18 protein-coding genes are annotated in these 25714 nt (G+C 59.2%); 10 read left to right on the top strand and 8 right to left on the bottom strand.

All coding sequences use genetic code 11. The features are described from left to right. Positions 1–206 precede the first annotated feature (206 nt). On the top strand, positions 207–2258 hold the full coding sequence (locus AB4K19_RS01600) for a prolyl oligopeptidase family serine peptidase (RefSeq protein WP_436398807.1): 2052 nt from the start codon (positions 207–209) through the stop codon (positions 2256–2258). 12 nt (positions 2259–2270) lie between these two features. On the opposite strand, the gene AB4K19_RS01595 is transcribed toward AB4K19_RS01600, so the two are convergent. Continuing rightward, positions 2271–2990 carry a helix-turn-helix transcriptional regulator gene (locus AB4K19_RS01595; protein WP_436398805.1) on the bottom strand — a complete coding sequence of 240 codons (720 nt, stop codon included), beginning with the start codon at positions 2988–2990 and terminating at the stop codon, positions 2271–2273. Positions 2991–3078: 88 nt separating this feature from the next. Between AB4K19_RS01595 and AB4K19_RS01590 the strand changes: the two genes are divergently transcribed. Continuing rightward, positions 3079–3474 (top strand): RidA family protein, encoded by a 396-nt coding sequence (locus AB4K19_RS01590; RefSeq protein ID WP_375230223.1) that lies wholly within the window; start codon positions 3079–3081, stop codon positions 3472–3474. Positions 3475–3540: 66 nt separating this feature from the next. Here AB4K19_RS01590 and AB4K19_RS01585 read toward each other — a convergent pair whose 3' ends face one another. Next, positions 3541–5166 carry an extracellular solute-binding protein gene (locus tag AB4K19_RS01585; RefSeq protein ID WP_375230222.1) on the bottom strand — a complete coding sequence of 542 codons (1626 nt, stop codon included), beginning with the start codon at positions 5164–5166 and terminating at the stop codon, positions 3541–3543. A 216-nt stretch (positions 5167–5382) separates the two neighbouring features. On the opposite strand from AB4K19_RS01585, the gene AB4K19_RS01580 reads away from it, so the two are divergent. The 4 genes from AB4K19_RS01580 to AB4K19_RS01565 are packed head-to-tail and all read left to right on the top strand — an operon-like array spanning position 5383 to position 8446. After that, positions 5383–6420 (top strand): ABC transporter ATP-binding protein, encoded by a 1038-nt coding sequence (locus AB4K19_RS01580; protein ID WP_375230221.1) that lies wholly within the window; start codon positions 5383–5385, stop codon positions 6418–6420. A gap of 5 nt (positions 6421–6425) precedes the next feature. Further along, positions 6426–7079, top strand: coding sequence for an SGNH/GDSL hydrolase family protein (locus AB4K19_RS01575; protein ID WP_375230220.1), 654 nt, complete (start codon positions 6426–6428; stop codon positions 7077–7079). Between the two features lie 3 nt (positions 7080–7082). After that, on the top strand, positions 7083–7529 hold the full coding sequence (locus tag AB4K19_RS01570; RefSeq protein ID WP_375230219.1) for an RbsD/FucU family protein: 447 nt from the start codon (positions 7083–7085) through the stop codon (positions 7527–7529). A 2-nt stretch (positions 7530–7531) separates the two neighbouring features. Continuing rightward, positions 7532–8446, top strand: coding sequence for a ribokinase (locus AB4K19_RS01565; protein ID WP_375230218.1), 915 nt, complete (start codon positions 7532–7534; stop codon positions 8444–8446). Between the two features lie 24 nt (positions 8447–8470). Here the strand turns inward: AB4K19_RS01565 and AB4K19_RS01560 are convergent, their stop codons facing one another. Then, positions 8471–10270, bottom strand: a complete 1800-nt coding sequence (locus tag AB4K19_RS01560) for an NAD(P)-binding domain-containing protein (protein WP_436398803.1) — start codon at positions 10268–10270, stop codon at positions 8471–8473. Between the two features lie 248 nt (positions 10271–10518). Next, on the bottom strand, positions 10519–12687 hold the full coding sequence (locus AB4K19_RS01555; RefSeq protein WP_436398801.1) for an EAL domain-containing protein: 2169 nt from the start codon (positions 12685–12687) through the stop codon (positions 10519–10521). 338 nt (positions 12688–13025) lie between these two features. Between AB4K19_RS01555 and AB4K19_RS01550 the strand changes: the two genes are divergently transcribed. From AB4K19_RS01550 to AB4K19_RS01540, 3 genes are all read left to right on the top strand, one after another. Then, complete coding sequence (locus AB4K19_RS01550; RefSeq protein WP_375230216.1) at positions 13026–14186, top strand: 2Fe-2S iron-sulfur cluster-binding protein; 1161 nt, start codon at positions 13026–13028, stop codon at positions 14184–14186. Continuing rightward, positions 14183–16483 (top strand): mechanosensitive ion channel family protein, encoded by a 2301-nt coding sequence (locus AB4K19_RS01545; RefSeq protein WP_375230215.1) that lies wholly within the window; start codon positions 14183–14185, stop codon positions 16481–16483. The genes AB4K19_RS01550 and AB4K19_RS01545 overlap by 4 nt, the downstream gene beginning before the upstream one ends. Before the next feature lie 100 nt (positions 16484–16583). After that, the gene (locus tag AB4K19_RS01540; protein ID WP_375230214.1) at positions 16584–18080 is read left to right on the top strand and encodes an FAD-dependent oxidoreductase; all 1497 of its coding nucleotides are present in this window, start codon (positions 16584–16586) and stop codon (positions 18078–18080) included. A gap of 72 nt (positions 18081–18152) precedes the next feature. Here AB4K19_RS01540 and AB4K19_RS01535 read toward each other — a convergent pair whose 3' ends face one another. From AB4K19_RS01535 to AB4K19_RS01520, 4 genes are all read right to left on the bottom strand, one after another. After that, positions 18153–20327: a putative bifunctional diguanylate cyclase/phosphodiesterase gene (locus AB4K19_RS01535; RefSeq protein WP_375230213.1), complete on the bottom strand. Its 2175-nt coding sequence runs from the start codon at positions 20325–20327 to the stop codon at positions 18153–18155. Then, on the bottom strand, positions 20324–21094 hold the full coding sequence (locus AB4K19_RS01530) for a hypothetical protein (protein ID WP_436398800.1): 771 nt from the start codon (positions 21092–21094) through the stop codon (positions 20324–20326). The genes AB4K19_RS01535 and AB4K19_RS01530 overlap by 4 nt, the downstream gene beginning before the upstream one ends. Positions 21095–21343: 249 nt before the next feature. Next, positions 21344–23809: a methyl-accepting chemotaxis protein gene (locus AB4K19_RS01525; RefSeq protein WP_375230212.1), complete on the bottom strand. Its 2466-nt coding sequence runs from the start codon at positions 23807–23809 to the stop codon at positions 21344–21346. 123 nt (positions 23810–23932) lie between these two features. Next, complete coding sequence (locus AB4K19_RS01520) at positions 23933–24589, bottom strand: GntR family transcriptional regulator (protein WP_375230211.1); 657 nt, start codon at positions 24587–24589, stop codon at positions 23933–23935. 134 nt (positions 24590–24723) lie between these two features. Here AB4K19_RS01520 and dctP point away from each other — a divergent pair, with 134 nt between their 5' ends. After that, on the top strand, positions 24724–25710 hold the full coding sequence (gene dctP / locus AB4K19_RS01515; RefSeq protein ID WP_375230210.1) for a TRAP transporter substrate-binding protein DctP: 987 nt from the start codon (positions 24724–24726) through the stop codon (positions 25708–25710). The last annotated feature ends 4 nt before the right edge of the window (positions 25711–25714 follow it).

Raw genomic sequence — 25714 nt, 5'->3', positions numbered from 1 at the left:
ATTTTCATTCTGTCCAGATATTTCCAGGAAATCCCATAAATATCAGGGAATAACGGTCATCTGGTCTGACCCACCGGTTGCACGGACCCCGCACCGGCGCGATGTTCTTGCGGTGCGGCACGCCTGCGCACATACTCGTTCCGGTGGCCGGAGCACCTGTTCGCACAGGTCTGCCGGGCACCGATGTATGCGTTCAGGAGGCCATGATGAGCCAGGCAGATTTCACCCCATATGGCGCCTGGGTGTCGCCGATCTCTGCGGCAGATGTTGCCGCTGGCGCCCGCTCGTTCGAGCAGGTCTTTACCGACGGTGCATGGGTATGCTGGGTCGAGACACGGCCGGAGGAAAACGGGCGATCGGTCGTGATGCGCAGCAACGGCACCGACCCCGCCGAGACGCTGACGCCCGTCGGGTTTTCGGCGCGCACGCTGGTGAATTCCTATGGCGGAGCCGCAGCAACAGCGCAGGGTGGCACATTCTGGTTCAGCAATTTCGCAGCAGCCGATTTTCCAGGCTCGAAAGACCAGCGTATCCACACGCAGACTCCCGGGATGCAGCCGCGCCCGATCACCCCGCAGGTCCGCACACGCTATGCGGACGGGGTGATCCACAACACTGGCAGGTTCGGTATCTGGGTTCAGGAACAGTCGGATGTAAAACTCAACGGCCAGGACAAACAGAGCCTGGTGGCGATTGATCTGACAGGTGAAAAACTGCCGAAGACACTGGCAGAGGGGGCAGATTTCTATGCCTGCCCCAGACTGAGTGCCGACGGCAGAAAACTTTGCTGGATCACCTGGGATTATCCGTCGATGCCCTGGGAGGGCACACAGCTGTGGGTGGCGGATATGGATGTCCAGGGCGGTCTGCGCAACGTCCGGAAGATCGCCGGCGACCCGGTGCCCGAAGCTGAGATTGATACGTCTCTTAACCCGGTGCTGCAGGACGCGCTGCGCACCTCTTCGGAATCCATCCTAGATCCGAAATGGTCACCGGATGGCACGCTTTATTTTGCCTCGGACCGGGTGGAGGTGGACGGCACGCGATACTGGAACATCTGCCGGTATCGCGAGGGGCGCATTGAAACGGTCACGCGGATTGCCGGGGAATGCGCAAAACCGCTGTGGCGGCTGGGCACCTCGGGCTATGGGTTCATCTCCGACACGCAGATGCTGCTGAGCTACAGTGCCGGGGGGCGGAGCCTTCTGGCATTGGTGGATTGCGACACCGGCGCGCTGCAGGACATTGATCTGCCCTGGACGGAAATTTCCCATCTGCAGATCAGCAATGGTTTTGCCGCTTTTGTCGGCGGTCGGCCCGATGCGCTGTCGGTGCTGGTTCGGCTGGATCTGGACACCATGGAGCCCCGGGAAATCCGCGCCGCCGGTGCCCCCCTGTCCGATGACGTCAGGGCCGTGATTTCGACACCGGAAGCGATCACCGTCGCCACGGGCGCGGACGGCACTGAGGAAACGCATGCGTTCTTTTATCCCCCCTGCAATCCGTCGTTCAGGCCTGATCCCCGAGAACGCCCGCCGCTGATCATCTTTATCCACGGGGGGCCGACCGCTGCTGCGGGCAGCGCGCTGAGCCTGCAGATCCAGTATTTCACTTCGCGCGGCTTCGCGGTGGCGGATGTGAACTATCGCGGCAGCACAGGGTTCGGGCGGGCGTACCGCCAGCGGATCTACGGCAACTGGGGCGTTGTGGACACCGAAGACTGCGTAACTGTGGCACAGCATCTGGTTTCAGCGGATCGTGTCGACCGCTACCGCATCGCCAGCCGGGGCGGCAGTTCGGGCGGGTACACAACGCTGGCACTGGCGACCTTTACCGACCTGCTGAGTGCTGCGGCGAGCTATTACGGCATCTCGAATCTGGAGATGATTGCGACGGACACCGACAAGCTGGAGGCGCATTATGCCGAACTGCTGGTCGGGCCGTGGCCTGCCGCCAACCGGGTGTTCAAGGCCCGTTCGCCGCTCTTTCATGTCGGCGACATCGGCTGTCCGATGATCATCTTCCAGGGTCTGGAAGACCCCGTTGTGCCGCCCGATCAGGCGCAGGTCATGATTGATGCGTTGCTCAAAGCCGGGTTGCCGGTGTCATCGACATTCTTTGAGGGCGAGAGCCACGGGTTCCGGATGCGGCCCAACATTATTGCGTCGCTCGAACAGGAACTGGGGTTTTACGGAGCGGTCATGGGGTTCGTTCCGGCAGGCCATCTGACCCAGCCGGACATCAGGAACTGGCCCTGACGGCGGGCCGCCTTATTGCGGCAGATCGCTGTAGGGACAGACATCGTCTTCGAACGGCACATGCCGGCGGCGGAACAGCGTGTCGGCAAGCGTTTCCGGCGCGCTGATCCGGTCCATGCGGAAGTGGCGGAAGTCATCGCGCGCAGGGTCCCAGGCCACCAGGTACCATAGTGGCGGCAGGATCAGCATCGCCTGAGGTTCGACCTCGCGCGTGGTGACGCGCCCCCGCGCGTCGCGGTAGCGGAACCGCAGGCAGCGGCGTTCCAGAAAGGCCGTTTCAAAAGCGGGCAACAGCGCGGGGTCCATCGTGCCCATGTCTGACAGATCCTGGTGCGGGGAGAGCTGGCCCACATGCAGGCAGTCCAGCAGCCGGCGGAGATCGCGGATTTTGTCGGACGGCAGGGCCTTTTCGATACGCGCCAGCCCGGCATCCGCCAGATCGCCAAAGGGCAGACTGCGCGCAGCCCGCATCGCGGCCACGCTGAGCAGCAGTGCGAAGACCTCTGCCACAGACAGCCGCGCCGTGGTCTGTACAGACTGCGGATCGAGCTGCAGGCCCCCGCCCCGCCCGGGTTCAGAGTGAATGACAAAACCCTGATCGCGCAGATCGCTGATATCGCGCAGCACGGTGCGGCGCGACGCGCCAACCTCGTGCGCGAGGGCGTCGACGGTTGACGTGCCACTGCGGCGCAGGCTGCGCACGATGGCGTCATGACGGAGGCGGATATTCATATTTCCGTCCTGGCACTATTTGGTGACAAATTTTGGCACCTTTTCACTTTAGGCAGGTCTCAGACACCCCATCAAGGAGATTCTGATCATGAAACGCACTGCAGTGAACCCCTGGGACTGGTCCCTTCGTTTTGGATACAATCAGGCCGAGATCATCGAAGCCCCTGCCCGGCAGCTGATTGTTGCAGGCCAGACCGGCGTCGACGGCGAAGGCAACCCGATGCATCCCGGCGATATGCGCGGCCAGATTGGCCTCGCACTCGATAACCTCGAAGCTGTGTTGAGCCAGGCGGGCATGGGACTGGGCGATGTGATCCGGCTTGGCGTCTATGCCACGGATGTGGATGAAGCGCTGAAGAACTTTGACATTCTGGGCATGCGTTTCGGACCCACCGGGAACACCCCGCCGATGACCCTGCTCGGCGTTTCGCGGCTCGCCATTCCGGGTCTGTTGTTCGAAATCGAGGCGACGGCTGCGGCCTGACGAGGTCACAGAAAAGACAAGGGCGCGACCGGATGGCCGCGCCCTCTTTCAACTGAACACCTGTCGTCAGAGACCCAGAGAGGCCTTGTAGACAGCGATCTGGCTGTCACGCCCGATCTGATCGGTGATTTTCTCCCAGGCCGCGGCAATCGCATCTGCCGTTTCCTGAGCAGAGCCGTACTGACCGGCATAGCCCTTGGCCAGCTCGTCCTCTGCCACCGAGTAATACTGGAAGATACCCGGGATACGGGGCTCAATCGCAGCATTGGGGTGGTTGTAGCTGTCCGCGTTGGAACCGAGATAATCCTCGATATAGGCGCGGTCGTAGCCTGCCTCTTCCCATTCCTCGAACTGGAAGTGAGAATTCCGGTAAGGCTGGAAGCCCGACGGATAGGCCGACGCCCAGAGCGACAGATCCTTGCCGCCCAGATGCGCCGCTGCGGACCAGGCCGCTTTCTTTTTCTTCTCGTCGCCTTCAACGGTGGCCATCACATAAACGCCCCAGCCGATGTAGGCCATGTTGGGCGCTTCGTTCATGGTGTCTTCCCAGGCACCGGCCTGGGCGTTGTAGACGCGCTCGGACGCCGGGTTGATCCCGAAGCCGACCACATCGCCCACAACAGAGGTATCCGAGGTGCGCGCGGATGAGCCCACATCGCCCCACCACATCAGCATGGAACCGGTGCCTGCGAGGAACTGCTGGAAGGCGGTTGTGCCGGGGTCAGCGTTGATCTGATCCGCCGGATAGGCACCGGCTTCGATAAGATCCATCACATCCTGGATCGCCTGCACCCAGGCCGGATTGTTGACCATAGGCTTCATGGTGTCCGGCTCAAAGAGCCATGCCGGGCTGTTGGGGTGCTTAGCATAGGCCGACGCCCGGTTTTCGAGGAAATAGAACCCGAAACCGCCCCAGCCTTTGAGCGGATCAAGATAGCCATGCGCGGGCAGGCCCGTAAGCGGGTCCTCTTTGCCGACCAGATCCTTGGTGACCTGGTTGATCTGCTGCCATGTAGTCGGCACTTCGGCACCGCCGATACCGTCCGCCCCGAAATAGTCTTTACGATACGCAAACGTATGGCAGTCACCATCAATGGACACACGGTAGGTCTTGCCATTCCAGGTACCGACAGGGGCCTTGAGGTAATCCACATAATCGTCCATGTCGATCTGTTCTTTGACCCAGTCGGGCATCTCGGATGCCAAGCCCTTGCCGAGCACATCACCCTCAAAAGGTGCGCCCATCTCAACGATGTCAAAGTCCACGGTTCCGGTCGCAATCGACTGCTGCAGGCGCGCGTTGTAATCGGCCTGGGCCAGATCGATCCAGTTGATCTTGGCGCCTGTGTAGGCTTCCCAGGGCTTCAGGAAACCGCGGAACAGGAAGTTGTGCAGGTTCTGGTTGTTCAGGCCCATGAACGTCAGTTCAACACCTGCGAACTCTCCTTCGGCGACATTTTCCTTTGTTGCGCCAAGGCACATTTCGCCGACCTTCTGCCAGTCGCTGTCGGTGGGCGAGCCTGCTCCGACGCCCGGAATTTTGAGAATTTCGGCACGTACGTTTCCGTGCCCGTCCGCAAAGGCAGATTTCGGCATCATGGCCGCGGCACCCACCGCTGCAGTGCCCTTGAGCATCTGCCGGCGGTTCATTTTCTGCGCCGCTTTAATATAGTTATAGAGTTCGACTTTCACGTGTTTCCTCCCAAGACAACAGGTGTTGGTTTCACTGTGAGAAAAGGACAAGCTGAAGAAATTGTTTGAAAATTATGCAAGCTGTGTTCTGACATCCCCCACTGAAAAATCAGTATGAGCCATATTGACGACGAGTCAACAAAAGCTGTCCGGGGGGCGTGGACAGCTCAGAGACCTTTGGCTAGCATCAACCCGAAGGTGGGGGGACAACGCTGAATGGCTGACGTTAAAATCCAGGATATCCGCAAATCCTATGGTGCGGTCGAGGTCATTCACGGGCTCGACGTCGATATTCAGGACGGTGAGTTTGTCGCCCTTGTGGGCCCCTCGGGATGCGGCAAGTCAACACTGCTGCGCATGATAGCCGGCCTTGAGCCAATCAACAGCGGCACTATCGCCATCGGGGATCGTGTGGTGAACAATCTGCCCCCGTCGGACCGGGACATTGCGATGGTGTTTCAGACCTACGCGCTTTATCCGCACAAGTCGGTAGCCGAGAATATGGGCTTTGCCCTTAAGGTCGCAAAAGTTGACCGCGCTGAGATTGACCGGCGTGTGCGCGAGGCCGCTGAGATCCTGAGCCTGACGGAATACCTGGACCGCAAGCCCCGGCATCTGTCCGGGGGGCAGCGCCAGCGTGTCGCCATGGGGCGCGCCATCGTGCGGGACCCGCAGGTTTTTCTGTTTGATGAACCGCTGTCGAACCTCGACGCAAAGCTGCGCATTCAGATGCGGACGGAGATCAAGGAGCTGCATCAGCGGCTGAAGACCACCACCGTTTTTGTGACGCATGACCAGATTGAGGCGATGACGCTGGCGGACCGTATTGTCGTGATGCAGGCGGGGCGGATCGAGCAGATCGGCTCACCCCTGGAGCTATATGACAACCCGGCGAATGAATTTGTGGCGACCTTTATCGGGGCACCGTCAATGAACCTGCTGCAGGGCGAGCTGACAGATGGTGGCGTGATGGTCGCCGGTCAGCTTTTCCCCGGACCAGGCGGCAGCGGCCCTGCGAAACTGGGGGTCCGGCCCGAGCATCTGATCCTGTCGGACGATGGATTGCCGATGGAAGTGAAAGTGGTTGAACCCACCGGATCCGAGACCATGGTTTTCCTGAATTTTGACGGTCAGGATGTGACAGCGGTTTTCCGGGAGCGACATGCCTTTGAGGCAGGCCAGCAGATCCGTCTGAAGCCGGATCCCGACCACCTGCATCTGTTTGATGCCGCCGACGGCAGCCGGATCGGATAGACAGCATGCCCGGTGTTCTGTGTTTCGGTGACAGCAATACGCATGGGACACAGGCCATGCGATTCTGGGGCGACCGGCGCAGATTTGCGCGTGAGGCGCGCTGGCCCGACGTGATGGCGCGGGAGCTGGGTGCGGGCTGGGACGTCATCGCAGAAGGGCATCCGGGCAGAACGGCAGTTTTTGACGACCCCATCGAGGGGTCGCACAAAAACGGGCAGCGGGCGCTGCCGGTGCTGCTGGAGAGCCACCGGCCCCTTGATCTGGTTGTTGTGATGCTGGGTACCAATGATCTGAAAGCCCGTTTCGGCGTATCGGCCACTGATATTGCCCTTGGCATTGAACGTCTTGTTCAGGACATCAGCCGTTCTGATGCCGGGCCGGATGGCAATGCCCCGACGGTGATCATCGCGGCCCCGGCTGGCGCCACAGAAACGGGTATCTTTGAAGAGATTTTTGCCGGTGCTGCTGCGAAATCTAGAGCGTTACCCGCAATCCTGGAACAGATGGCAACGCGCCACGGTGTGGGGTTTTTCAATGCCGGTTCTGTTGCCGAAGTGGATCCGGTCGACGGCATTCACCTCAGTGCGCAGGCCCATGAGGCAATCGGGCGGGCGATGGCGGATACGGTCCGCAAACAGCTGAACACTCAGGAGGAATAAAACATGCTCAAAGGCGTAAACCCTATTCTGAACGCGGATGTGCTTTATGCGCTCCGGGCGATGGGCCATGGGGATGATCTGATCATCGCGGACACTAATTTTCCCTCCGACAGTGTCGCGCAGGAAACCGTTCTGGGGCATGTCCTGCGGATTGATCGCCCGGCCGCGGAGGTCGTTCAGGCGGTACTTTCGCTATACCCGATCGACACATTCGTGGACGACGCCGCCGCAAGGATGGAAGTGGTTGGCGAGCCCGACACCATTCTGCCGGTGATGGAAGAGGTTCAGGCAGAGGTGACCGCAGCGGGCGGGCCAACCATGATCAGTGTCGAGCGGTTTGATTTCTACGACCGGGCGAAACAGGCCTATGCGGTGATCCAGACCGGGGAACGGCGGTTTTACGGCTGCTTTGCCCTGCGCAAGGGCGTGATCCCGCCGGATGAGGACTGATCATGGGCAAGGTTGTCATTCTCGGGGTCTTTGTGGCGGACACGGCATACCGTGCGGACCGGATGCCGCGTATGGGCGAGACCATCATGGGCACTGCCTTTGCGCTGGGACCCGGCGGTAAAGGGTCAAACCAGGCCGTAGCAGCGGCGCGGGCAGGTGCAGAAACGCATTTTATCTCGCGCCTGGGGCGGGATGATTTCGGCAAGCTGGCCATGGACACATGGGCCGCGGCTGGCGTGCATCCGCACATCACAGAGGTGCCGGACAGCTATACCGGTGCTGCCCATATTTTTGTTGAGAATGCCAGCGGGGATAATGCGATCATTATCGCCCCTGGCGCAGGTGCCCTGATCGGGCCCGAAGACCTTGATGCGCAGGCCGCACTGATCGGGCAGGCAGATGTGTTTGTTACCCAGCTGGAACAGCCGATGGACGCTGCGATGCGTGGGCTACAGATTGCCCGCGACGCCGGTGTGCGCACAGTGCTCAACCCGGCACCGGCGGCACCGCTGCCCGACGGTATGCTGGAGCTTTGCGACTTTGTGACACCCAACGAGACGGAGTGCGAAGCCCTGACCGGCGTGACCGTATCAACGGCCGAAGACGCAGAAACGGCCTGCCGGGTCCTGCACGACAAAGGCGTGAGCACGCCGATTATCACCATGGGCAAACAGGGCGCTTATCTGTGGGGGCACGGTCTGGTGCCGGCGATCACGGCCGGCCCGGTTGCCGAAACCACCGGTGCGGGCGACGCTTTCAACGGCGGGTTTGCGGCAGCCCTTGCAGACGGGAAAACGCCGGCAGAGGCCACGCTCTATGGATGTGCCACTGCCGGTATTTCGGTGACCCGACCCGGCACGGCACCGTCGATGCCGGACCGCGCGGAGGTCGAAGCGCTGGTCGCCCGTCACAGATAAACGGGCGGCCAGAGAGTTCCAGCATCAGGACTTGTGATGGCTTTCCTGCAGGCCATAGACCGGTGTTGGAATGCCTTCCATCCGTGCCTTGATCTGCAGCGACAGGAACTGCGAGTAATGGCGCGACTGGTGCAGGTTGCCGCCGTGAAACCAGAGCGCTTCCTGCTGGGTCGGCTTCCACATATTGCGCTGCTCGCCTTCCCACGGGCCCGGGTCTTTGGGCGTATCAGACCCCAGACCCCAGACTTTGCCGACCTTGTCCGCAGTCTCCTGGTCCACAAGGTCCGCCACCCAGCCATTCATGGAACCGTAGCCGGTTGCATAGACGATCACATCCGCCTCAAGCCGCGTGCCGTCATCGAGCACAACGCCATCTTCAACCACTTCTGTGACCTGACCATGCGCCAGTTTGATCTCTCCATCGATGATCAGCTGGCTAGCACCGACATCAATGTAGTACCCCGAACCGCGGCGCAGGTATTTCATGAAAAGCCCGGAGCCGTCCGCCCCCCAGTCCAGCCGGAACCCGGCCTTTTCAAGCCCGGAATAAAAATCGGCATCCACCTCTTTGATCTTCTCGTACACAGGGATCTGAAATTCATGCAGGATCGCATAAGGCAGCGACGCAAAGATCATGTCCGCCTTGTTGGTGGTCATCCCCGCCGCCACCGCGCGCTCAGAATACAGATCGCCGAGACCGATCTCCATCAGCGGTTCAGAGCGCACAATATGCGTGGTGGACCGCTGCACCATCGTCACATCAACGTCGTTCTCCCAGAGGGCTGCGCAGATGTCGTGCGAGGAGTTGTTGGAACCAATCACAACGGCCTTTTTGCCCTTGTAGGCATCCGGCCCGGGATGCTGCGAACTGTGGTGCTGGTCGCCGCGGAAACTGTCCATCCCCGGCAGGTCAGGCACATTCGCCTTGGCCGACATACCCGTGGCGAAAATGAGCTGTTTGGGTTTCAGTACAACCTCTTCGCCATCGCGGTCGACCGTCACCGTCCACTCTTTGCTTTGCTCATCGAACTGCGCGCTTTTGCAGGTGGTGCGGGTCCAGTAGTTCAGTTCCATGATGCGGGTATACATCTCGAGCCAGTCGCCGATCTTGTCCTTGGGTGCGAAAACCGGCCAGTTCGGCGGAAACGGCAGATAGGGCAGATGGTCGTACCAGACGGGGTCATGCAGGCAGAGCGATTTGTATCGATTCCGCCAGCTGTCGCCGGGGCGGTCGTTCTTTTCGACGATAATGGTCGGGACACCCAGCTGCCGGAGCCGCGCGCCCAGCGCGATACCCCCCTGCCCGCCACCGATAATCACGGTGTAGGGTTGAGTGGTGTAGCCGAGTTCCGCGGCCTCCTTTTCACGTTCTTCTTTCCAGGTCGGGCGGTGTTTGCCTGCGCCATGTTTTGCGCCAAGCGGGCGCTCCATACCCATGGGCTCCTCGTGTCCCTTCAGTTCAACCATCGAGGTCAGCAGGGTCCAGATCAGGCCATCCCTGAGACGGATAAGGCCGTATCCGCGTGAAACGCCGGTTTCAAAACTGATCCAGGCCGTGGTGATCCCGCCATCCTCAGCGGCCACTTCGCCGTCCGCAATGCGCCAGCCTGATGGTTCGACGGATGCGACCTGCGAAGCCACCATGTCTGCTATTGCTTCGCGGCCCTCCATCGTTCTGATGTTCCAGGTGAATGATACGAGATCGCGCCAGTAACTGTCTTCAGTAAAGAGCGCTGCGGCAGCGGCCGCGTCCTGTGATGTCAGCGCACTGTCGAGTGCACCCAGCACTTTTTCCACTTCGGCGTTTGGTGTCTGGTCGAGCATATTTCCCCCCTGCAGGCGACGGATATGAAAGTGATTGTTGAAAATTTTGTCGCCCGATCAACCTAAGCGGTAAGTCTGCGATCTGGCAAGCGAGGCCGTCCGGCGGGCAGAACGGCGGCTGTTCCCCGCGCAAGATTCCAGACGGATGCGTATGTTTCTGAGGTAGGGTGTGTGCGCCCCCGAGGTGTCCGGCCGGACACGGAGTTTCTGCCTGATGTCCCGGCTCATATGACGCCGGCCTGTCAGTTTCAGCCTGCGCGGGGCTGTCTGGCGTCCGAACCGGTTGTGCCCGGTCGGGCGATGAAACTGTCGAGGTCCTTCAGAGACAACGGATAGGAATGGTAAAATCCCTGGTGCATCGTGCAGCCCGCCTGGCAGGCAGTTTCTGCCTGTTCGGCGGTTTCAATGCCTTCGGCAACCGTATCCATGCCCAGCGTCTGGCCAAGATTTACAAAGGTTTCAAAGAGCGCTCTGGCGCGTGCGGACGTACCGATCTGTGCCAGATAACTGCGGTCGATTTTCAGGATCTCAAACGGGAAATGTTTAAGGTAACTGACCGACGCATATCCGGTGCCGAAATCGTCGAGCGCAAAACGGAACCCGTGCGACCGCAGCGTGTCGATGCGCGCGCGAGCTGTTTCCGGAACATCAATCAGCGCGTTCTCGGTCAGCTCAAGAATGAGCCGCTCCGGGGCGACTCCGGCGGCCTGGGTGATATCAAGCACACGGTCGGCAAACTGTTGGTCGATCAGCTGCAGCGGCGAGATGTTCACGCTGAGTGTAAGATCAGGCCGGCTGGCAAGAACGTCGCAGCATTCGGCCAGCACGTGGGTGCCGATTTCAGGCAAAAGGCCACGCGCCTCCGCAATCGGGATAAAGGCATCGGGGCCGACCTGGCCCAGCGACGGATCACGCCACCGCAGCAGGGCTTCGGCATACAGAAAGTGACCATCCGCGCCGTTCACCACTGGCTGAAAAACCATCCGGAACGGCGAACGCCCGCTTGCGGCATCTGTGAGACCCAGCCTGAGGCGTTCCTCGACCGATTTCTGCCAGCTGTGCGCATCGCGCAGATCTTCGGAATAAAAAACAGGCTCCAGCGTTCCGGAGCGCTTGGCATGATACATGGCGACATCCGCCCGCACCATCTGTTCCTCAAGGCTGTCTCCCCTGCGGCCAACCGTGACGCCGATTGAGCTGCGCACAACACGCATCTGGCCATCCAGATCCATCGGCACGGCCGTCTTCTCCGTCAGCCGGACACAAAAGTCCCGTACCAGATCTTCGGGGTCTGCGCCAACCAGCAGGCAGACGAATTCGTCCCCGCCAAGCCGGGCAACAACATCCTGGGAACGGGCGGCGGCCCTGAGACGTTTTGCTGTCTCAATCAGCGCCCTGTCACCGGCATCATGTCCCAGCTGGTCATTGATCGCCTTGAATTCATTCAGATCCAGGTAGAGAAGCGCGACGCTGCCGCGCCGGATCCAGTCAGCGGTTTCCCTGCGTGCAGTGACTTCTTCAAAGCCGATGCGGTTGAGCAGCCCGGTCAGCGCGTCTGTGCGCGCGGTCGACCTTGCGTCTTCACGCTGGCTGACAATTTCTGAGGCCAGGCCTGAGGACCGGCGCGCGACGATCAGCACGACCACCAGAAGGATGGCAGACATACCGCCAACTGCGGGCAATGCGGTTGCCAGCAACGCATCACCAGGCCGCGGCATCTGCCAGATCAGGTTTGCCACCGGCGTCCCATCCGGACCAAGGAGCGGTCGGGCACCATAGGCGTCCGGCAACGGCGCGGTCAGCGGCTGCAGACGGAGATCGTCAACAAGGTATTCCTGTGACTTTTCCCGCAGCCGTTCCGGTGAGAGATCAACCCCGGAAATCAAAACCGGCGGGACGCCCGGCTTCATTTCGGCCGGGTCGTAAGCAAAAACGTAGCTCGCAGCGAGAAGATAGGACACGCCATCTGTTTCCGCGACGCCGACGACCGTTCTTTCAGGCTCCGTCGGCCCTGTACGAAGTCTGTTGACCAGACTGTCAATGACCGGCTGGGGCAAAACAGCTGCCTGGTCAGCATCATCTGCCGGTGAGTAGCCGTAAAGCGGTACACCTGAACCGTCGGTGATCTGCGCAATCTGCATCACGCCTGTTTGCGAAACACTCTCTGCTATGTTTGATTCAATCCACGGTTTGTCCCTGTAAACGACCGCGTAGTAAGCCTCTTCCCAATAGGCGAAGTCCACGTTCGTCAGTTCGACACGGCCGGTAAACCCAGCAACTGCACTGTCTACAAGGCGCCGCATGTGATCCGCCGCCTGGTGGTTTGCCTCGCGGGCCATCCACATGGACAGAAGCAGCACAAATCCAATTGCGGCCACGCCAGCCACAACCATGCTGGCAAAAATATACACCGGCACACCGGATTTTTTTGACCTGAACCCAATCACGACCTGTGATCCCCGAACTCATTTCCCCGGGACAGGCGTAGCAGCCCCGCCTTACTGTCTGCTTAATTCTGGTCCCGTGCGCCGGCGCACTGATCCGGAGCGCATCTTTCGCCTTTCAGGAAACACCGGCCCGCTGCCCCGGAAAGCCTTCGTTTCAGGCATCATCCGCGGCCCGTTCCGGCGCCGGGTGGCCGGCCCCCGCGCACCCGACGGGTGGCTACCGGCTTGACCTGACACCCTTTTCTGTCACAGGGTCAGGCGCACCGAGCCGTATCCGAGGCGGCCAAAGCGCAAAAAGGAATGCCAGGATGGCCACGACCGCCACCGCCGGCGCCCGGGGGGCAAAACTGCGGCTCAGAATAATGATCGGGACGGGCATGGTCATGTTCGTCTTTATCACCATGCACCTGACAAATCTGGCCCTTGGGCTGCATTCTGTTCAGATGATGGAAGACTGGCGCGGGATACTCAGCGGCGTCTGGTCCTCCTTTGTCCCGCTCAAAGTGCTGCTGCAGGTATCTCTGGTCCTGCATTTTCTGGTAGCACTCGCCTCGCTCTACTGGCGCAATACACTGCGGTTGCCGGCCTATGACATGCTCCAGCTGGTCGCGGGGGTTCTGATCATCCCCTTGCTGGGGATGCATGTTTTCGGTGTTATGGCCATCAAGGATCTCGGCCTTGAGCCGACATATGCCATCGTTCTGGGCCAGTTCTGGGTCGTGTCGCCGCTGGATGGTCTGCAGCAGGTCATCATGCTCGTGGTCGCCTGGATTCACGGGGCCATCGGTGTTTTCACCTGGCTGCAGTCCCGCGATGATGCGGTGCGGGCGCGCAAATTCTTTTACCCTTTTGTTGTCGCTCTGCCGATCCTCGCAATGCTTGGGTATGTCGAGGCAGGTCGCCAGATCATTCCTGTTGAGGAAGGCGGCGCGGGGTTCGTGCTGGAGAACGACCCGAACGCCAATGGCCCCACCGTTGATCCTGACAGGATCCCCGCGATCATCGCGCAGGCCAAGGAACGGCCCGAAATGGCCACACGCATTTCGCTCGGCCTCGTGGCACTTGTTCTGCTGGCGCGGTGGATCAGACTGCAGAGATCTGTGCGCAACCCGCTGACGGTCACCTACGCGGGCCGGAGAAGTGCGACCTTTCAGGCGGAGACCGGTCTGACGCTGCTGGAGATGGCGCGCGCCAATAATCTGCCACATGCCAACATCTGCCGAGGCCGTGGCCGGTGCGGCACCTGCCGGGTGCGGGTCCTGTCCGGCAGCGAGACCCTGCCGCCGCCGTCAGATGCAGAGGCAAAGGTACTGGCCCGCTGGCAGGCCACGCCGGAGGAAAGACTGGCCTGCCAGCTGAAACCGGAAGCCGGAGAACTGGTGGTCGAAAGGGTCATCGAGGCAGATTATTCCAACCTGGAGGATGCGCGCGCCCTGAAGGACAGCGATATTCCAGCGGGTGCAACGTGAGATTTCTGGCGGCGTTTTTCCTGGCGGTTCTGACCTGGATGTGGTTGCCCGGCCCGGCAGACGCCCAGTTCGTGCCCGGTGCCTCCGCCCCGGAAGAGGTGGTCATTCCGGACCCCTCGCCCAATGACGTGCGGGAATTTCTCCGGCTGCTGGGCGATCCGGGTATCCAGGACTGGCTGCGCACCAGCGTTGATGATGCAGGCCTGCCTGCTGACGGCGAGGTTCTGAGCCTGCGCGAACAACTTGAAGTGCAGCTGGCGCGGATCACGGAACGGGCCCAGTCGCTGGCGCTGGCGTGGAACATCGTGCCCCAGATGCCCGCGCTGCTGACGGATGTCTGGGTCAGCGAACTGTCGCATGCCCAGAAAGTCCGGTCGCTCACCTACATTCTGACGTTTCTGCTGATCGGTCTTGGCCTGGAATGGCTGTACCGGCAGTTCATGCGCTATCCGCTGCTGCGGATGGAGCAGGCCCCCAAGGACGCGCCGCTCGAAAAACTGACCGGTGCCGCGGTGCGCGCCGCGATCATTTTCGCAGGTCTGGCCGTGTTCGCCATCGGCAGTATCGGCGCATTCGATGCCTTTGACTGGCACCCGCTTGTAGAAGCTCTGGTGCTGGATTTTCTGGTGATGGTGCTGTTGTTCCGCGTAGTAACAACCATATCCCTGTTCTTTCAGGCGCCCTATGCGCCCGAACTGAGACTGGTTCCCTACAGCACGCCCGTGGCGCGATACCTGCACAACATTGTCCGCTTACTGACCCTTGCTGTGGTGCTGGCGCTGGCGCTCTCTTACATGCTGAACCGGGTCGCAGAGATGCGCGAGGCAGACCTTGATGGCAGCCTGACGGCGGTCGCTCTGGCGCAGACCGTGTTTCTGGCGTTTCTGGTGCTGCTGGTCACGTGGGCCTGCATCTGGGCCGCTTTCCGCCGCGTCCCGGCGCTTTGCGACGTGCCGGCCGATCCGCGACGGCTGACCTTCTGGCGCAACTACCTCATCGTCCTGACAGGGCTTGTGTTTGCCCTGTGGCTGGTCGGCCTTTTCGGCCTGATGTGGGCGGTCACAGTCCTTGGCATGGTCGTGCCCGGCCTGAAACTGATGTGTGAGTGGATCAACCACTTTTTCGATCAGTCAACCTCAGCTCTGCACGAGCAGCAGATGGCGCGGGCGTTGCAGGCCCGCGAAGCGCAGACCACCGAAGAGGACACGGAAGCGGAAACCGACGACGAACCGGAGCTTCCGGAATTTGCGGATCCTTACGCCACCACACGCCCGATCGTGCAGCGGGGCGCGCGCTTTGTGTTCCTGATGGCGGCTGTGCTTTTGCTGTCAACCGCCTGGGGTGTAAACATCTTTGATCTCTCCGCCGACCGCAGTGTGCTGGGCCGCATTCTGGAAGTGCTCATCGACAGCATCGTGGCGCTTCTGCTCGCTGATCTGATCTGGACCTGGGCAAAGACCGTCATCGACAAACGCGTTGCCGATTATGAGCCGCCTGTCGATGGTCAGGCGCCCGGTCCTGAGGCACGCATGATTACCCTGTTGCCGCTTTTGCGCACCATCCTGATGGTTGCTCTGCTGATTATGGTTTCGCTGAGTGTTCTGAGCGCAGCAGGCGTGAACATCGCGCCAATTCTCGCCGGTGCGGGCATCGTGGGGATCGCCATCGGCTTTGGTACACAATCCCTGGTACGCGACATTGTGGCGGGTATTTTCTTTCTTATTGATGACGCTTTCCGCCTTGGTGAATACATCGAAGTGGGCGACCTGATGGGCACAGTTGAAAGCATCTCGGTGCGGTCCATGCGCATCCGGCATCACCGTGGCAAGGTGCACACCGTACCCTACGGCGAACTGAAAAGCCTCACGAACCACAGCCGTGACTGGGTCATTATGAAGCTTGAGTTCCGGGTGCCGTTCGATACCGATCTGCAGCTCGTGAAGAAACTGGTCAAGAAGGTCGGCGCTGAACTGGCCGCCAATGAGCACTATGGGCCATCCATTCTCAGCACGCTGAAATCCCAGGGCGTGCGGCGCATGGAAGAATTCAATATGGTTGTGGGGGTCAAGTTCATGACCAAACCCGGCGAGCAGTGGCTGGTGCGCCGGGACGCCTACCAGAAGGTACGTGATATCTTTGAAGCCAATGGTATCCGAATGGCCGAGCGGAACGTCAAAGTAGAGATCGAGGGTGGTGAGGCGCTGACCCCGGAGCAGCGCAGTGCCGTTGCAGGCGCCGCGCAGGAGGCTGCCCAGGGGCCATCCGGTCCGCCAAAACCTGTGCCTGACGAGCCCTGAGATCAGCTTTTACGCGCCGGTGCCCGAGCTGCGGACATCTCCCGCCGGGGACACCGCTCCAAATCCGTGTTAATGTTTTTCGGAGGATGGAGGGGGACCCATGTTCGACGAAAAACCTGACCGAAGGGACAGCACGCAGTCACATCAGACAACCTATGATCTCGTTGTCATCGGCGCAGGCGTTGCCGGCCTGAACGCGCTGTTCGCCGCGACCGGTTATCTGGCCTCGGACGCCCGGGTCCTGCTGATGGATGAAAAAGACACCGCGGGCGGCATGTGGAACACTGCGTACGACTATGTCCGGCTGCATCAGCCCCACCCGATGTTCACGGTCGGCAATCTTAAGTGGGGCTGGAACAAACCCCGCGACTATCTCGCCCGGCGGGACGAGGTGCGCAACCATCTGGCGTCAGCACTGGAACCGGTATCGAAAGCTGTCCGGCTGGAAACTGCGTTCGGACAGCATGTCAATGCGTGCCGCGAGAGGGTGGACCTGGACGGTGCCCGTGCCGAAGTGACCTGTCACCCGGTCGGCGACCCCGGGGCATTGAGACACCTGCGGGCAAAGCGTGTTATCCATGCGCCTGGGCTGAATTACCGGGTCGCTCAACCTCTCGAATTCACCAGCGACAGGGTCCTCTCGATTGTGCCACAGGACCTGCGCAAAACGCTTGAAGACCACCCGGAGGCGGAAGTCTTTGTGGCCGGTGGCGGCAAAACCGGCATGGACACGGTTCTGGCCGCGCTTGAGCTGGACCCGAAACGCCCTGTCAGCCTGATCAACGGGCGTGGCACGAATTTTCTGAACCGCACGAAATACATTCCTACCGGGCTGAAACGCTGGACATCCGGCATTCTGGTGTCGGAGCTGTTCCGCGATCTGGCGCGGGTTTTTGATGGCACAAACGGAGATGCCGTGGTTTCGCATTGCCGGCAGAAGTACTCCACAGAACCGGACGCCGACAATGGCGTTTTCCTCTACGGCCTGCAGTCTGAAGATGAGCTCTCGCGGATATCCGGGGGGCTGAAGCAAAAGCTGACAGGATACCTTGAAGATGTGAAGGATACTGCATCCGGGGTCGAACTGCACCTGAGATCGGGGCAGGCTGTCACCGCAGCGGCGGGCAGTATCTTCGTGAACTGCACCGGCAGCTTTTTCCGCGACGCGCTGGAAGCCCAACACGTCCCCTGCCTTTCAGATCATGGCACCATTCTGAGCATCAACGCGCGGGATGCTTTCCATTTTCTGACCAGTGTTTCCGGGTTTTTTCTGGTCCACCTGCTGTTCCGGGATCAGTTGCGGGGACGGGGGTTTTATACGCTGGATCAGGAACACCTGTTCCGCATTGACCGCAATCTGTGGGTCGGCGCATCAGCAGCGCAGGCGTATCTCAATCAGGTGATCGCGGTTCAGACCCTGCCCCTGATGCTGCTGGACCGCTGCGGTCTTGATCTGGACCGCTGGTATCCGCTGCCAAGAAGGATGGCAGGTCTGTACCGGATCCGGGCCAATGCCTCCAAAGACATTGCGCATTGCTCAAAGGTACTGGACCGCATAGCACAGGAATACGGAGTTTCGGCAACGCCGCTGGTATAGTCAGATACTGCCGCCGGGATGCAGATCGCTGGTGGTCGATTTCTCGGTTTATTGCTGCGCTGACGGCCTGCTTCAGGCGCGGTTGCGGTCCTCATCATCCATGCCCAGGTGTGCCACCAGGTCGGCAAATGGCATGGGACGCGCAAAAAAGAACCCCTGAAGACGGTCACAGCCAAGTTGCGCCAGAATGTCAGCCTGTTCCCGTGTCTCCACACCTTCTGCCGTCACGCCCATTTCCAGCGCCAGGCCAATGTCCACAATCGAACGCAGCAGCCGCAATCCGTTGCCATCTTCGGTAACCGGCGAGACAAGCCGGCGGTCAATTTTCAGACGATCCGGCCCGATCCGCTGTAGTGCGACCACCGAGGCACGGCCGCTGCCAAAATCGTCTACCTCGATCGCAATACCAAGATCCCGCAGACGGTCGAGCTGGAAGAGGAAATCGTCGTTTTCTTCTTCGAGGAAAATCGTTTCGAGCAGCTCGAAAGCCACCTGGCCGGAATAGGTGTGCACAAGGTCCCTGATTGCGCCAATATCGCCGTCATGAACCCGTTTGGCGCTGACATTGAAAGACAGCGACGGCGGGTCGGGCATCTGGCCGAACAGGCTCTGACACTCAGTTATGGCCTTCTCAAAAATCATCCTGTCAATGTCTGCGGCTACGTTCAGATCCGTCGCAACGGACAGGAAAGCATCAGGCGCCAGTATGCCCTTTTGCGGGTGGTCCCATCGCGCGAGCGCTTCCAGCCCGACCACCCTGCCCGTCACCGCATCCACCTGCGGCTGGTAGAACGGGACAAACTGAGCTCCTTCAACGGCCCGCAGAATATCATCGGCCAGCGCCTTGTTCCGGTGCAGCTCCTGCAGATCTGAGCTGTCAAAGATACCCAGCTGCCCGCGACCATGCCTCTTTGCTTTGTAGAGAGCCACGTCTGAGTTGATCAGAAGCGCGTCAACGTCGCTCAGAGGCGTGCGCGCCAGCCCAATGGAGGCGCCGAACCGGCATTCCCGGCCTTCAAACAGGGTTGGCTTTGCCAGTTCCAGCAAAAGCGTCCTCGCCAGTTCCTCAGGTTCATTGCTGTCATTATCCAGGTACTTCAGTACAACGAATTCATCACCACCGATCCGCGCAATTACGTCATCACCTGTTGTGTGCCGGCGAATTCTCTCAGAGGTTTCCACGAGCACCCTGTCGCCCGCCGCGTGACCCATGGTGTCATTAATCTGCTTGAAGCGATCGAGATCTATGTGAAGCGCGGCAATTTCCCCGCCCTTTGCGCTGCGCCGTCCGGAGAATTCCGCGAACCTTTCTGTCAGATGCCTGCGGTTTCCCAACCCGGTCAGGTCATCATGTTCGGCCTTGTAGGTGATCTCTTTGTTCGCGGTCTCAAGGCGCGCCGCATATTGCTCCACAGCCCGGCGTTCGCGCACCAGTTCAGTTGTGTCAATCCGCAGAATGACAAGATCGCCGTTTTCGGCCCGCGACCGCAGGATCCGGTGATGGATATCACCGGTCAGTTCCAGATCCTGAACCGGGATTTCCACCGTAGCCTGCTGGTGCGCATCAGACATAAATTCTTCTTCCCGCCCGATTGCTTCTGCGATTTTGCCCGCTCTGATGGCAACACAAGCGGCCTCGGTGCGATGCATTCCGACACGCAGACCATCCTCATCATCTGTCATAGAATCCCGGTAGGCATCGTTCCACACAACCAGACAGTCATCCGTGTCATAGATAGCAAACGGAGACGGATAGGCGTTCAGCGCGGCGATCAGCCTTGCTTCCGCTGCTTCTGCAGACCTCTTCTGGCGCACGAACTCAGTGGAGTTCAACCGAATGACAACATAGTCACCGCCCGAGGATCTGGAACGCAGAAGCCGGTGATGCACATCGCCGTCAAGCTCTACATCTTCCCACTGTTGTTCCGCTCTTACGGATGCTTCAACTTCCCTGATCCATTCATCTTCGCGCCCTGTCGCATGCGGGTACCGTCCGTTTGCAGCCGCTTTGAGCAACACATCACGCAGGTGCATTCCCGCGACAAGATCTTCGGGGTTGTCAGTAACCGATGCAGCGTAGCCCTCATTCCAGTGCACAAGATGAAGATCCGCGTCGTAAATCACAATCGGATCCGGGTAGGCATTCAGCGCTTCAAGCAGTCGCTCTCTGTCGCGGACAGCGTCCCGCCACTTTTCCAGGATTGAATCCCTTTCCGGGTCTGATCTGCGGCTTTCGGTCCACATCATGTCATCAGGCGTTGACCGTCGAAAGCGGCGCTGTCGTTTCGGCACGGAGAATTTTTTGAGTGAGAATTCTGCGTCGGGAGACTGACTGGTGTTCTGTCTGCATCCTCACATCCCGGCTCCCATTTTTCAGGAAGGCAGAGGTTGGGGGCATGCGGGACCGACTGCGCATTTTGCATTTGGCATCTGCCTCGTCGACAGACTTTCCGGCAGTACCAATTGGAAAAAATGTGACTTCCATCCAGCTCGCGCAGACAAATGGGAATGCTGCCTTGCACGATGACTTCGGTTCCTTTGTTCTTCTTCCGCTGGTATTGGTGTTCAGGTGACCCGCTGGTTTTCCTGGCGTTACGGGATGTGATGCCGGCCATTTCTGCGGAGTCCGGATCATGTTGGTTCCTACCAGGGTTAAAGATACTGCAAACAAGCCTTCGTCCCAACTTGTCGGCAGAAAGGCAGACTGAGTTCACCCGGCATTCAAAAGGCTTTCCATCCCCTGCTTTGCAGAAGATGTTTATTGTATGCTCATCATCGAAAATGCCATCCGGCCATTCCGAGGGTGCAGCCAATTCCCAAAGTGTTCCAACCGGGTCTGCGCTCAATGGGTTTTCGCGACAATCGGCTTCCCCCCTAACCAGACCAAAAAGGTCGTGGAGAGCGTGGTTATAGTAAATGGTTCCAACGACCTCATTCGCTTCGGACAGAAGGCCAACGATTATCGGGTTAGTTGACCGGTCCAGCAGCCGTTTTTCAAATTGGTCAAAGTTCATTGCCGCCTCTGATCTTCGTCACTTCTCACCCACACCTGTCGGGCGTGAAATGAGCAGCTCAGTTTGAGCTCGCAACAAAGTTAAGCTTCGTTTCTCTCGGTCACACCACTGCGCCATGTGTCGTTCTTAGCGATTTCGGCCCTGCACCTAAATAAGTGAGACCTTGAAGAAGGGCATCGGAGGCACAAACCCACGGAGGAACAAGGCTTGCCGCCCCCTGATTCCATAGTGCCTCAACAAAAAATTTTTCTATGCGGCCCCCTTCGACTGGTGATCTGCCTCTTCGAAAGCAACGTTGTCGCTAATCGAGAACCGCTGAACCTCACTGGTCAATTTGTCGGAAACGACCGACAGATTCTGACTTGCGGCAGTCGTCTCTTCAAACATAGCGGCGTTTTCCTGCGTGACCTGATCCAGCTGGTTCATCGCAGAATTGATTTCCGCGATACTCTGAGACTGTTCTCCGGAAGCGTTGGCAATCTGGACCACGTAACCTGACACGTCAGATATAGAAGAGATGATGCGCTCCAGTGCTTCGCCGGCGTCGCCAACCAGTTTAACCCCAAGGTCGACACTTTCCGTCGAAGAACTGATAAGTGATCCGATTTCGCTTGCTGCTTCGGAGGACCGCTGCGCAAGAGCACGTACTTCAGAGGCGACAACCGCAAATCCTCTCCCTGCGTCGCCGGCTCTCGCGGCCTCAACACCCGCATTCAGGGCAAGCAGATTGGTCTGGAACGCAATGTCGTCAATGACTTTCACGATAGAAGAAATCTCGGAAGAACTCTCAGCAATCTGACCCATGGCCGAGACTGCGTCACGAACCACTTTCCCGGATGACTGTGCGTTGTCCTGAGCCGCACTTACGACAGAATTTGCATTTTTGGCCCCTTCGGCAGAATTGCTGACAGATGCGGAAATCTGCGAAACTGCCGCAGCCGTCTGCTCCAGCGTTGCAGCCTGGCTTTCTGTGCGCTTGCTCAGTTCGTCAGCGGCAGCCGCAACCCCTTTGATTTCTGTTCTGATGGTATCTGCGCTGGAAATCACTGAACCGATTGCATCTTCGAGACGATCAATTGCAGTGTTAAAGTCCTTGCGGATCTGGTCATTTGCTCCTGCAAATGCGGTGTCGATCCTCGTTTTCAGATCACCTCCGGCGAGAGATGCAAGCGCAGCGCTGAGCTCGCTGATCATTTCATTCTGTTCTTCTGCGAGGCGCTTGCGCTCTGCCTCTGCCGCGTTTTTCTGCACACGCTGCTCCGTCACGTCCGCCCCGATCAGAACGCTGCGCTTAAGAGACCCATCGTCCGAGAACACCGGACTAATTCCCCCGAGAATATTGGAAACAGATCCATTCTCCGCGCGCACTTCGAATTCCCGGAACAGCGGATCCGCCGGATCTGCCGGTTGACCGTCAGCAAAAACGGTTTCAGCAAAATTGCTGGACTTTTCCTTGTCGACCACGCCGGCAAGCTTCCGGAACGCGTCATTTGCATCGAGCAGCTGCCCGTTACTGCCAAATTCAGCACGCGCCTGATTTGTATCAAGCGAGTCCATGATTGCCGCGTTCAGGCGTTCCTCGCTGACATCGGACCATTCGACCACAAAACCGATAGTCGCGCCCTCTTCATCCCGGATCGGGGACGCAGTCAGCACCAGCGTAACTTCATCAAGTTCAAGGGCCGAGCTGAGACCACCTTCCTGGGTAGCCGCAAGATCCTCCGGCGACATGCCGCTTTTGCGCATGAGCCCGTCAATACGCTGACCGCTGAGCTCGGCGGTATCGAGGCCTGCGTCCAGTTTCCGCATCGCTGAACGATGTGTCCCGAGCAGTTCAACTGCTGCCGGGGAGGCGTATAACACCCCGTAGTCAACTGAGGTAATCATCACCGCTGCCGACCCGGAATCGAGTGCCGCACTTTTCATGGCCGCATCCTTGCGTGTCGCCTCTGAGGCTTCAAGCTGGTCACGGAATTCTTCCAGAGTTCGCGCAACAATGCCGATTTCATTGCCCCGACGATACTTTGGCACTTCGATACTGTAGTTGCCTGCGGCGACTTCCCTCATCGCGGCAGCGATGGCCAGAAGCGGGCGGGCCACTGTTCGTTTGATCAGGAAGCCGACCACGATGAGCATCAGCGTGCCGACACCACCAGCCAGCATCAGAGAGGTCCTGTTCTGTTCCCGTGCCGCCGCGAACAACACATCCGTCCGCCAATCGAGCGCGATAACACCGATCACCGCGGCGTCTTCACCAAAAAGGACAGGGACGGCAAACACCAGGTTCTCCAGATCACTCTGCGGCGCGCTGTTCTGCAGTGCGAGGCTGGCCGCTGCCTGAAGATCGGCTGAGGTGCTTCCGGCCAACAGTTGCTCAGAGACAACTTCGCCTGCCGAATCAAGGATGATCGCGCCCGACGCGCTGCCCCGCAATCCGTCCAGCGTGGTCTGCAGTATGACATCAAGATCGTCTGTTTTCCGGAATCTGAGCGCCGGACCGCTGCGCGCGCCGATCTGTTTGACAACTTCCGCACCGATCTTGGCAATCGAATCCGTCGCAATGGTCTCAGAGGCCTGCATGGATTTAAATGTGACAAGCCCGATGGTCAGCGCAGTGGATATCGCCAGCGCAAAAAGACATTTCAGATAAATGGAATCCGGTGGACGCCAGAAACGTCGGGCAGATTTCTGCTGCTGCTTTTTCTGGGTCGTCATGATTTCGGTCTCCGTATCGCGGCTGGAGCACCTACTTTCACAGATAATGATTAGAAAAGGCTGAATGCCGGTGCTGGTCCCCCGCAGTTTCAGCAGAGGCGACCTGCACCACACTGCCGGTCGTCAGGCAGCGTCTGTCCGGAGACTCGCCATCAGATGGTGGAATTTCTCTCCCTGAACCGCAACGTGATCCCTGACGACACCGGCCGCACGCGCCCCATCTCCCTGCCCGAGAGCGGCGACAATCTGTTCATGTTCCTTCATCGACTGTTTCAGCCGGCCGCGCAGGCGCAACTGTGTGCGTCGGAAGGGCTGCAGCCGTCGCTGAAGCCTCAGACATTCCTGCTCCAGAAAACTGTTGCCGGATTCGCGGTAGATAATGGCATGGAATGTCTCGTTTTCTCTGTAATAGAGATCCGCATCCTGTGCCTCGACCGCGGCCAGACACCTTGCGTTGGTTTCATTGAGACTGGTGATTGCATCGTCCGATATGCGCGATGCGGCCAGCCTGGCGCTCGCGGCTTCCAGCTCCGCCATGACCTCGAACATTTCGATGAGTTCAATCGGCCCCGGCTGTCTGACAAAAACGCCCCGCCTCGGAAAGTGTTCTACCAGCCCGGACTGCGCAAGCCGCAGCAACGCTTCGCGGACCGGGGTTCTGGAGACACCGAATTTCTCCGAAAGCTGAACTTCGTCAAGACGTTCGCCGTTTTTGAAAGTGCCTGCAAAAATCAGCTCCTCGAGCTGATCTGCAATGATATCTGACCGCTTCCGTTCCATGGGCCCAGAATAGCAGGGCGCTCTAATGCACGCAAGATATTCATTATTGTATACAAAATTGTTGACTTGATACACAAGTGCTGCATCTTAACCCCAGATCCGACCGAGAGTCGGGAAAGTCAGGGAGGACTGAAATGAAACCGAAAAGCATCGCCACCTGGGCTGCAGCAGCCATTCTTGCAACTTCTGTTGCAGCGGGGGCCACCGAACTGCGCCTGTCGCATCAGTGGTCGACAGCCGATGTGCGCCACCAGGTTGCACAGATCGTCGCGGACGAGGTCGCCGCAGCGGATGTTGATCTGGAGATCAAGATTTTTCCGTCAAAATCACTGTTTAAACCGCGTGAACAGTACAAGCCGCTCAGCCGCGGCCAGCTCGACATGACGGTCTTTCCGCTGAGCTATGCGGGTGGTCAGCAACCCGCGTATAACCTGACGCTGATGCCCGGTCTGGTGAAAAACCACGACCACGCTGCCCGTCTGAACGAGAGCGAATTCATGGGTCAGATCGAGGAGATCATGGCAGATGACGATGTCATGGTCCTGGTCCACGGCTACCTCGCAGGTGGTTTCGTAGGAAAAGACAAATGCATCACCGCGCCTGGTGACGTGCAGGGCCAGCAAACACGTGCGGCAGGTAAGGCATTCGAACAGATGCTGGCCGGTGCAGGTGCGTCAATTGCGTCGATGGCGTCGTCTGAGATTTATAACGCGATGCAGACCGGTGTTCTGACAGCTGCGAACACGTCGTCGTCGTCCTTTGTGAGCTACCGGATTTATGAGCAGGTCGCCTGCTATACCCCGGCCAGCGATTTTGCCCTTTGGTTCATGTATCAGCCTCTGCTGATGAACAAATCCACCTTTGACGGCTTGTCCGCAGAACAACAGCAGGCGCTGATGGATGGTGCGGCGAAAGCTGAAGCATTTTACCTTGAAGAGGCCAAGAAGCAGGACGCGAATTCGGCCAAGGTATTCGCCGACAATGGCGTTGAAATTGCACAGATGAGCCAGGACGAATTCGACGCCTGGCGCGCGCTGGCGCAGGACACTTCATATAAGAAGTTCATCGAAGAAACGCCCGGCGGTCAGGAACTGCTCGATATGGCGCTGTCTGTCGACTGACCCG

The organism is Roseobacter phycocola (assembly GCF_042055075.2).
In the GTDB taxonomy this organism is placed as follows: domain Bacteria; phylum Pseudomonadota; class Alphaproteobacteria; order Rhodobacterales; family Rhodobacteraceae; genus Roseobacter.
This window is presented reverse-complemented; position numbering and strand designations above follow the sequence as displayed.

Bases quoted from the DNA above. Each gene is read 5' to 3' on its own strand.
- AB4K19_RS01600 (WP_436398807.1), top strand. From the start codon at position 207: ATGAGCCAGGCAGATTTCACCCCATATGGCGCCTGGGTGTCGCCGATC.
- AB4K19_RS01595 (WP_436398805.1), bottom strand. From the start codon at position 2,990: ATGAATATCCGCCTCCGTCATGACGCCATCGTGCGCAGCCTGCGCCGC.
- AB4K19_RS01590 (WP_375230223.1), top strand. From the start codon at position 3,079: ATGAAACGCACTGCAGTGAACCCCTGGGACTGGTCCCTTCGTTTTGGA.
- AB4K19_RS01580 (WP_375230221.1), top strand. From the start codon at position 5,383: ATGGCTGACGTTAAAATCCAGGATATCCGCAAATCCTATGGTGCGGTC.
- AB4K19_RS01575 (WP_375230220.1), top strand. From the start codon at position 6,426: ATGCCCGGTGTTCTGTGTTTCGGTGACAGCAATACGCATGGGACACAG.
- AB4K19_RS01570 (WP_375230219.1), top strand. From the start codon at position 7,083: ATGCTCAAAGGCGTAAACCCTATTCTGAACGCGGATGTGCTTTATGCG.
- AB4K19_RS01565 (WP_375230218.1), top strand. From the start codon at position 7,532: ATGGGCAAGGTTGTCATTCTCGGGGTCTTTGTGGCGGACACGGCATAC.
- AB4K19_RS01560 (WP_436398803.1), bottom strand. From the start codon at position 10,270: ATGCTCGACCAGACACCAAACGCCGAAGTGGAAAAAGTGCTGGGTGCA.
- AB4K19_RS01550 (WP_375230216.1), top strand. From the start codon at position 13,026: ATGGCCACGACCGCCACCGCCGGCGCCCGGGGGGCAAAACTGCGGCTC.
- AB4K19_RS01540 (WP_375230214.1), top strand. From the start codon at position 16,584: ATGTTCGACGAAAAACCTGACCGAAGGGACAGCACGCAGTCACATCAG.
- AB4K19_RS01535 (WP_375230213.1), bottom strand. From the start codon at position 20,327: ATGATGTGGACCGAAAGCCGCAGATCAGACCCGGAAAGGGATTCAATC.
- AB4K19_RS01530 (WP_436398800.1), bottom strand. From the start codon at position 21,094: ATGAACTTTGACCAATTTGAAAAACGGCTGCTGGACCGGTCAACTAAC.
- AB4K19_RS01525 (WP_375230212.1), bottom strand. From the start codon at position 23,809: ATGACGACCCAGAAAAAGCAGCAGCAGAAATCTGCCCGACGTTTCTGG.
- AB4K19_RS01520 (WP_375230211.1), bottom strand. From the start codon at position 24,589: ATGGAACGGAAGCGGTCAGATATCATTGCAGATCAGCTCGAGGAGCTG.
- dctP (WP_375230210.1), top strand. From the start codon at position 24,724: ATGAAACCGAAAAGCATCGCCACCTGGGCTGCAGCAGCCATTCTTGCA.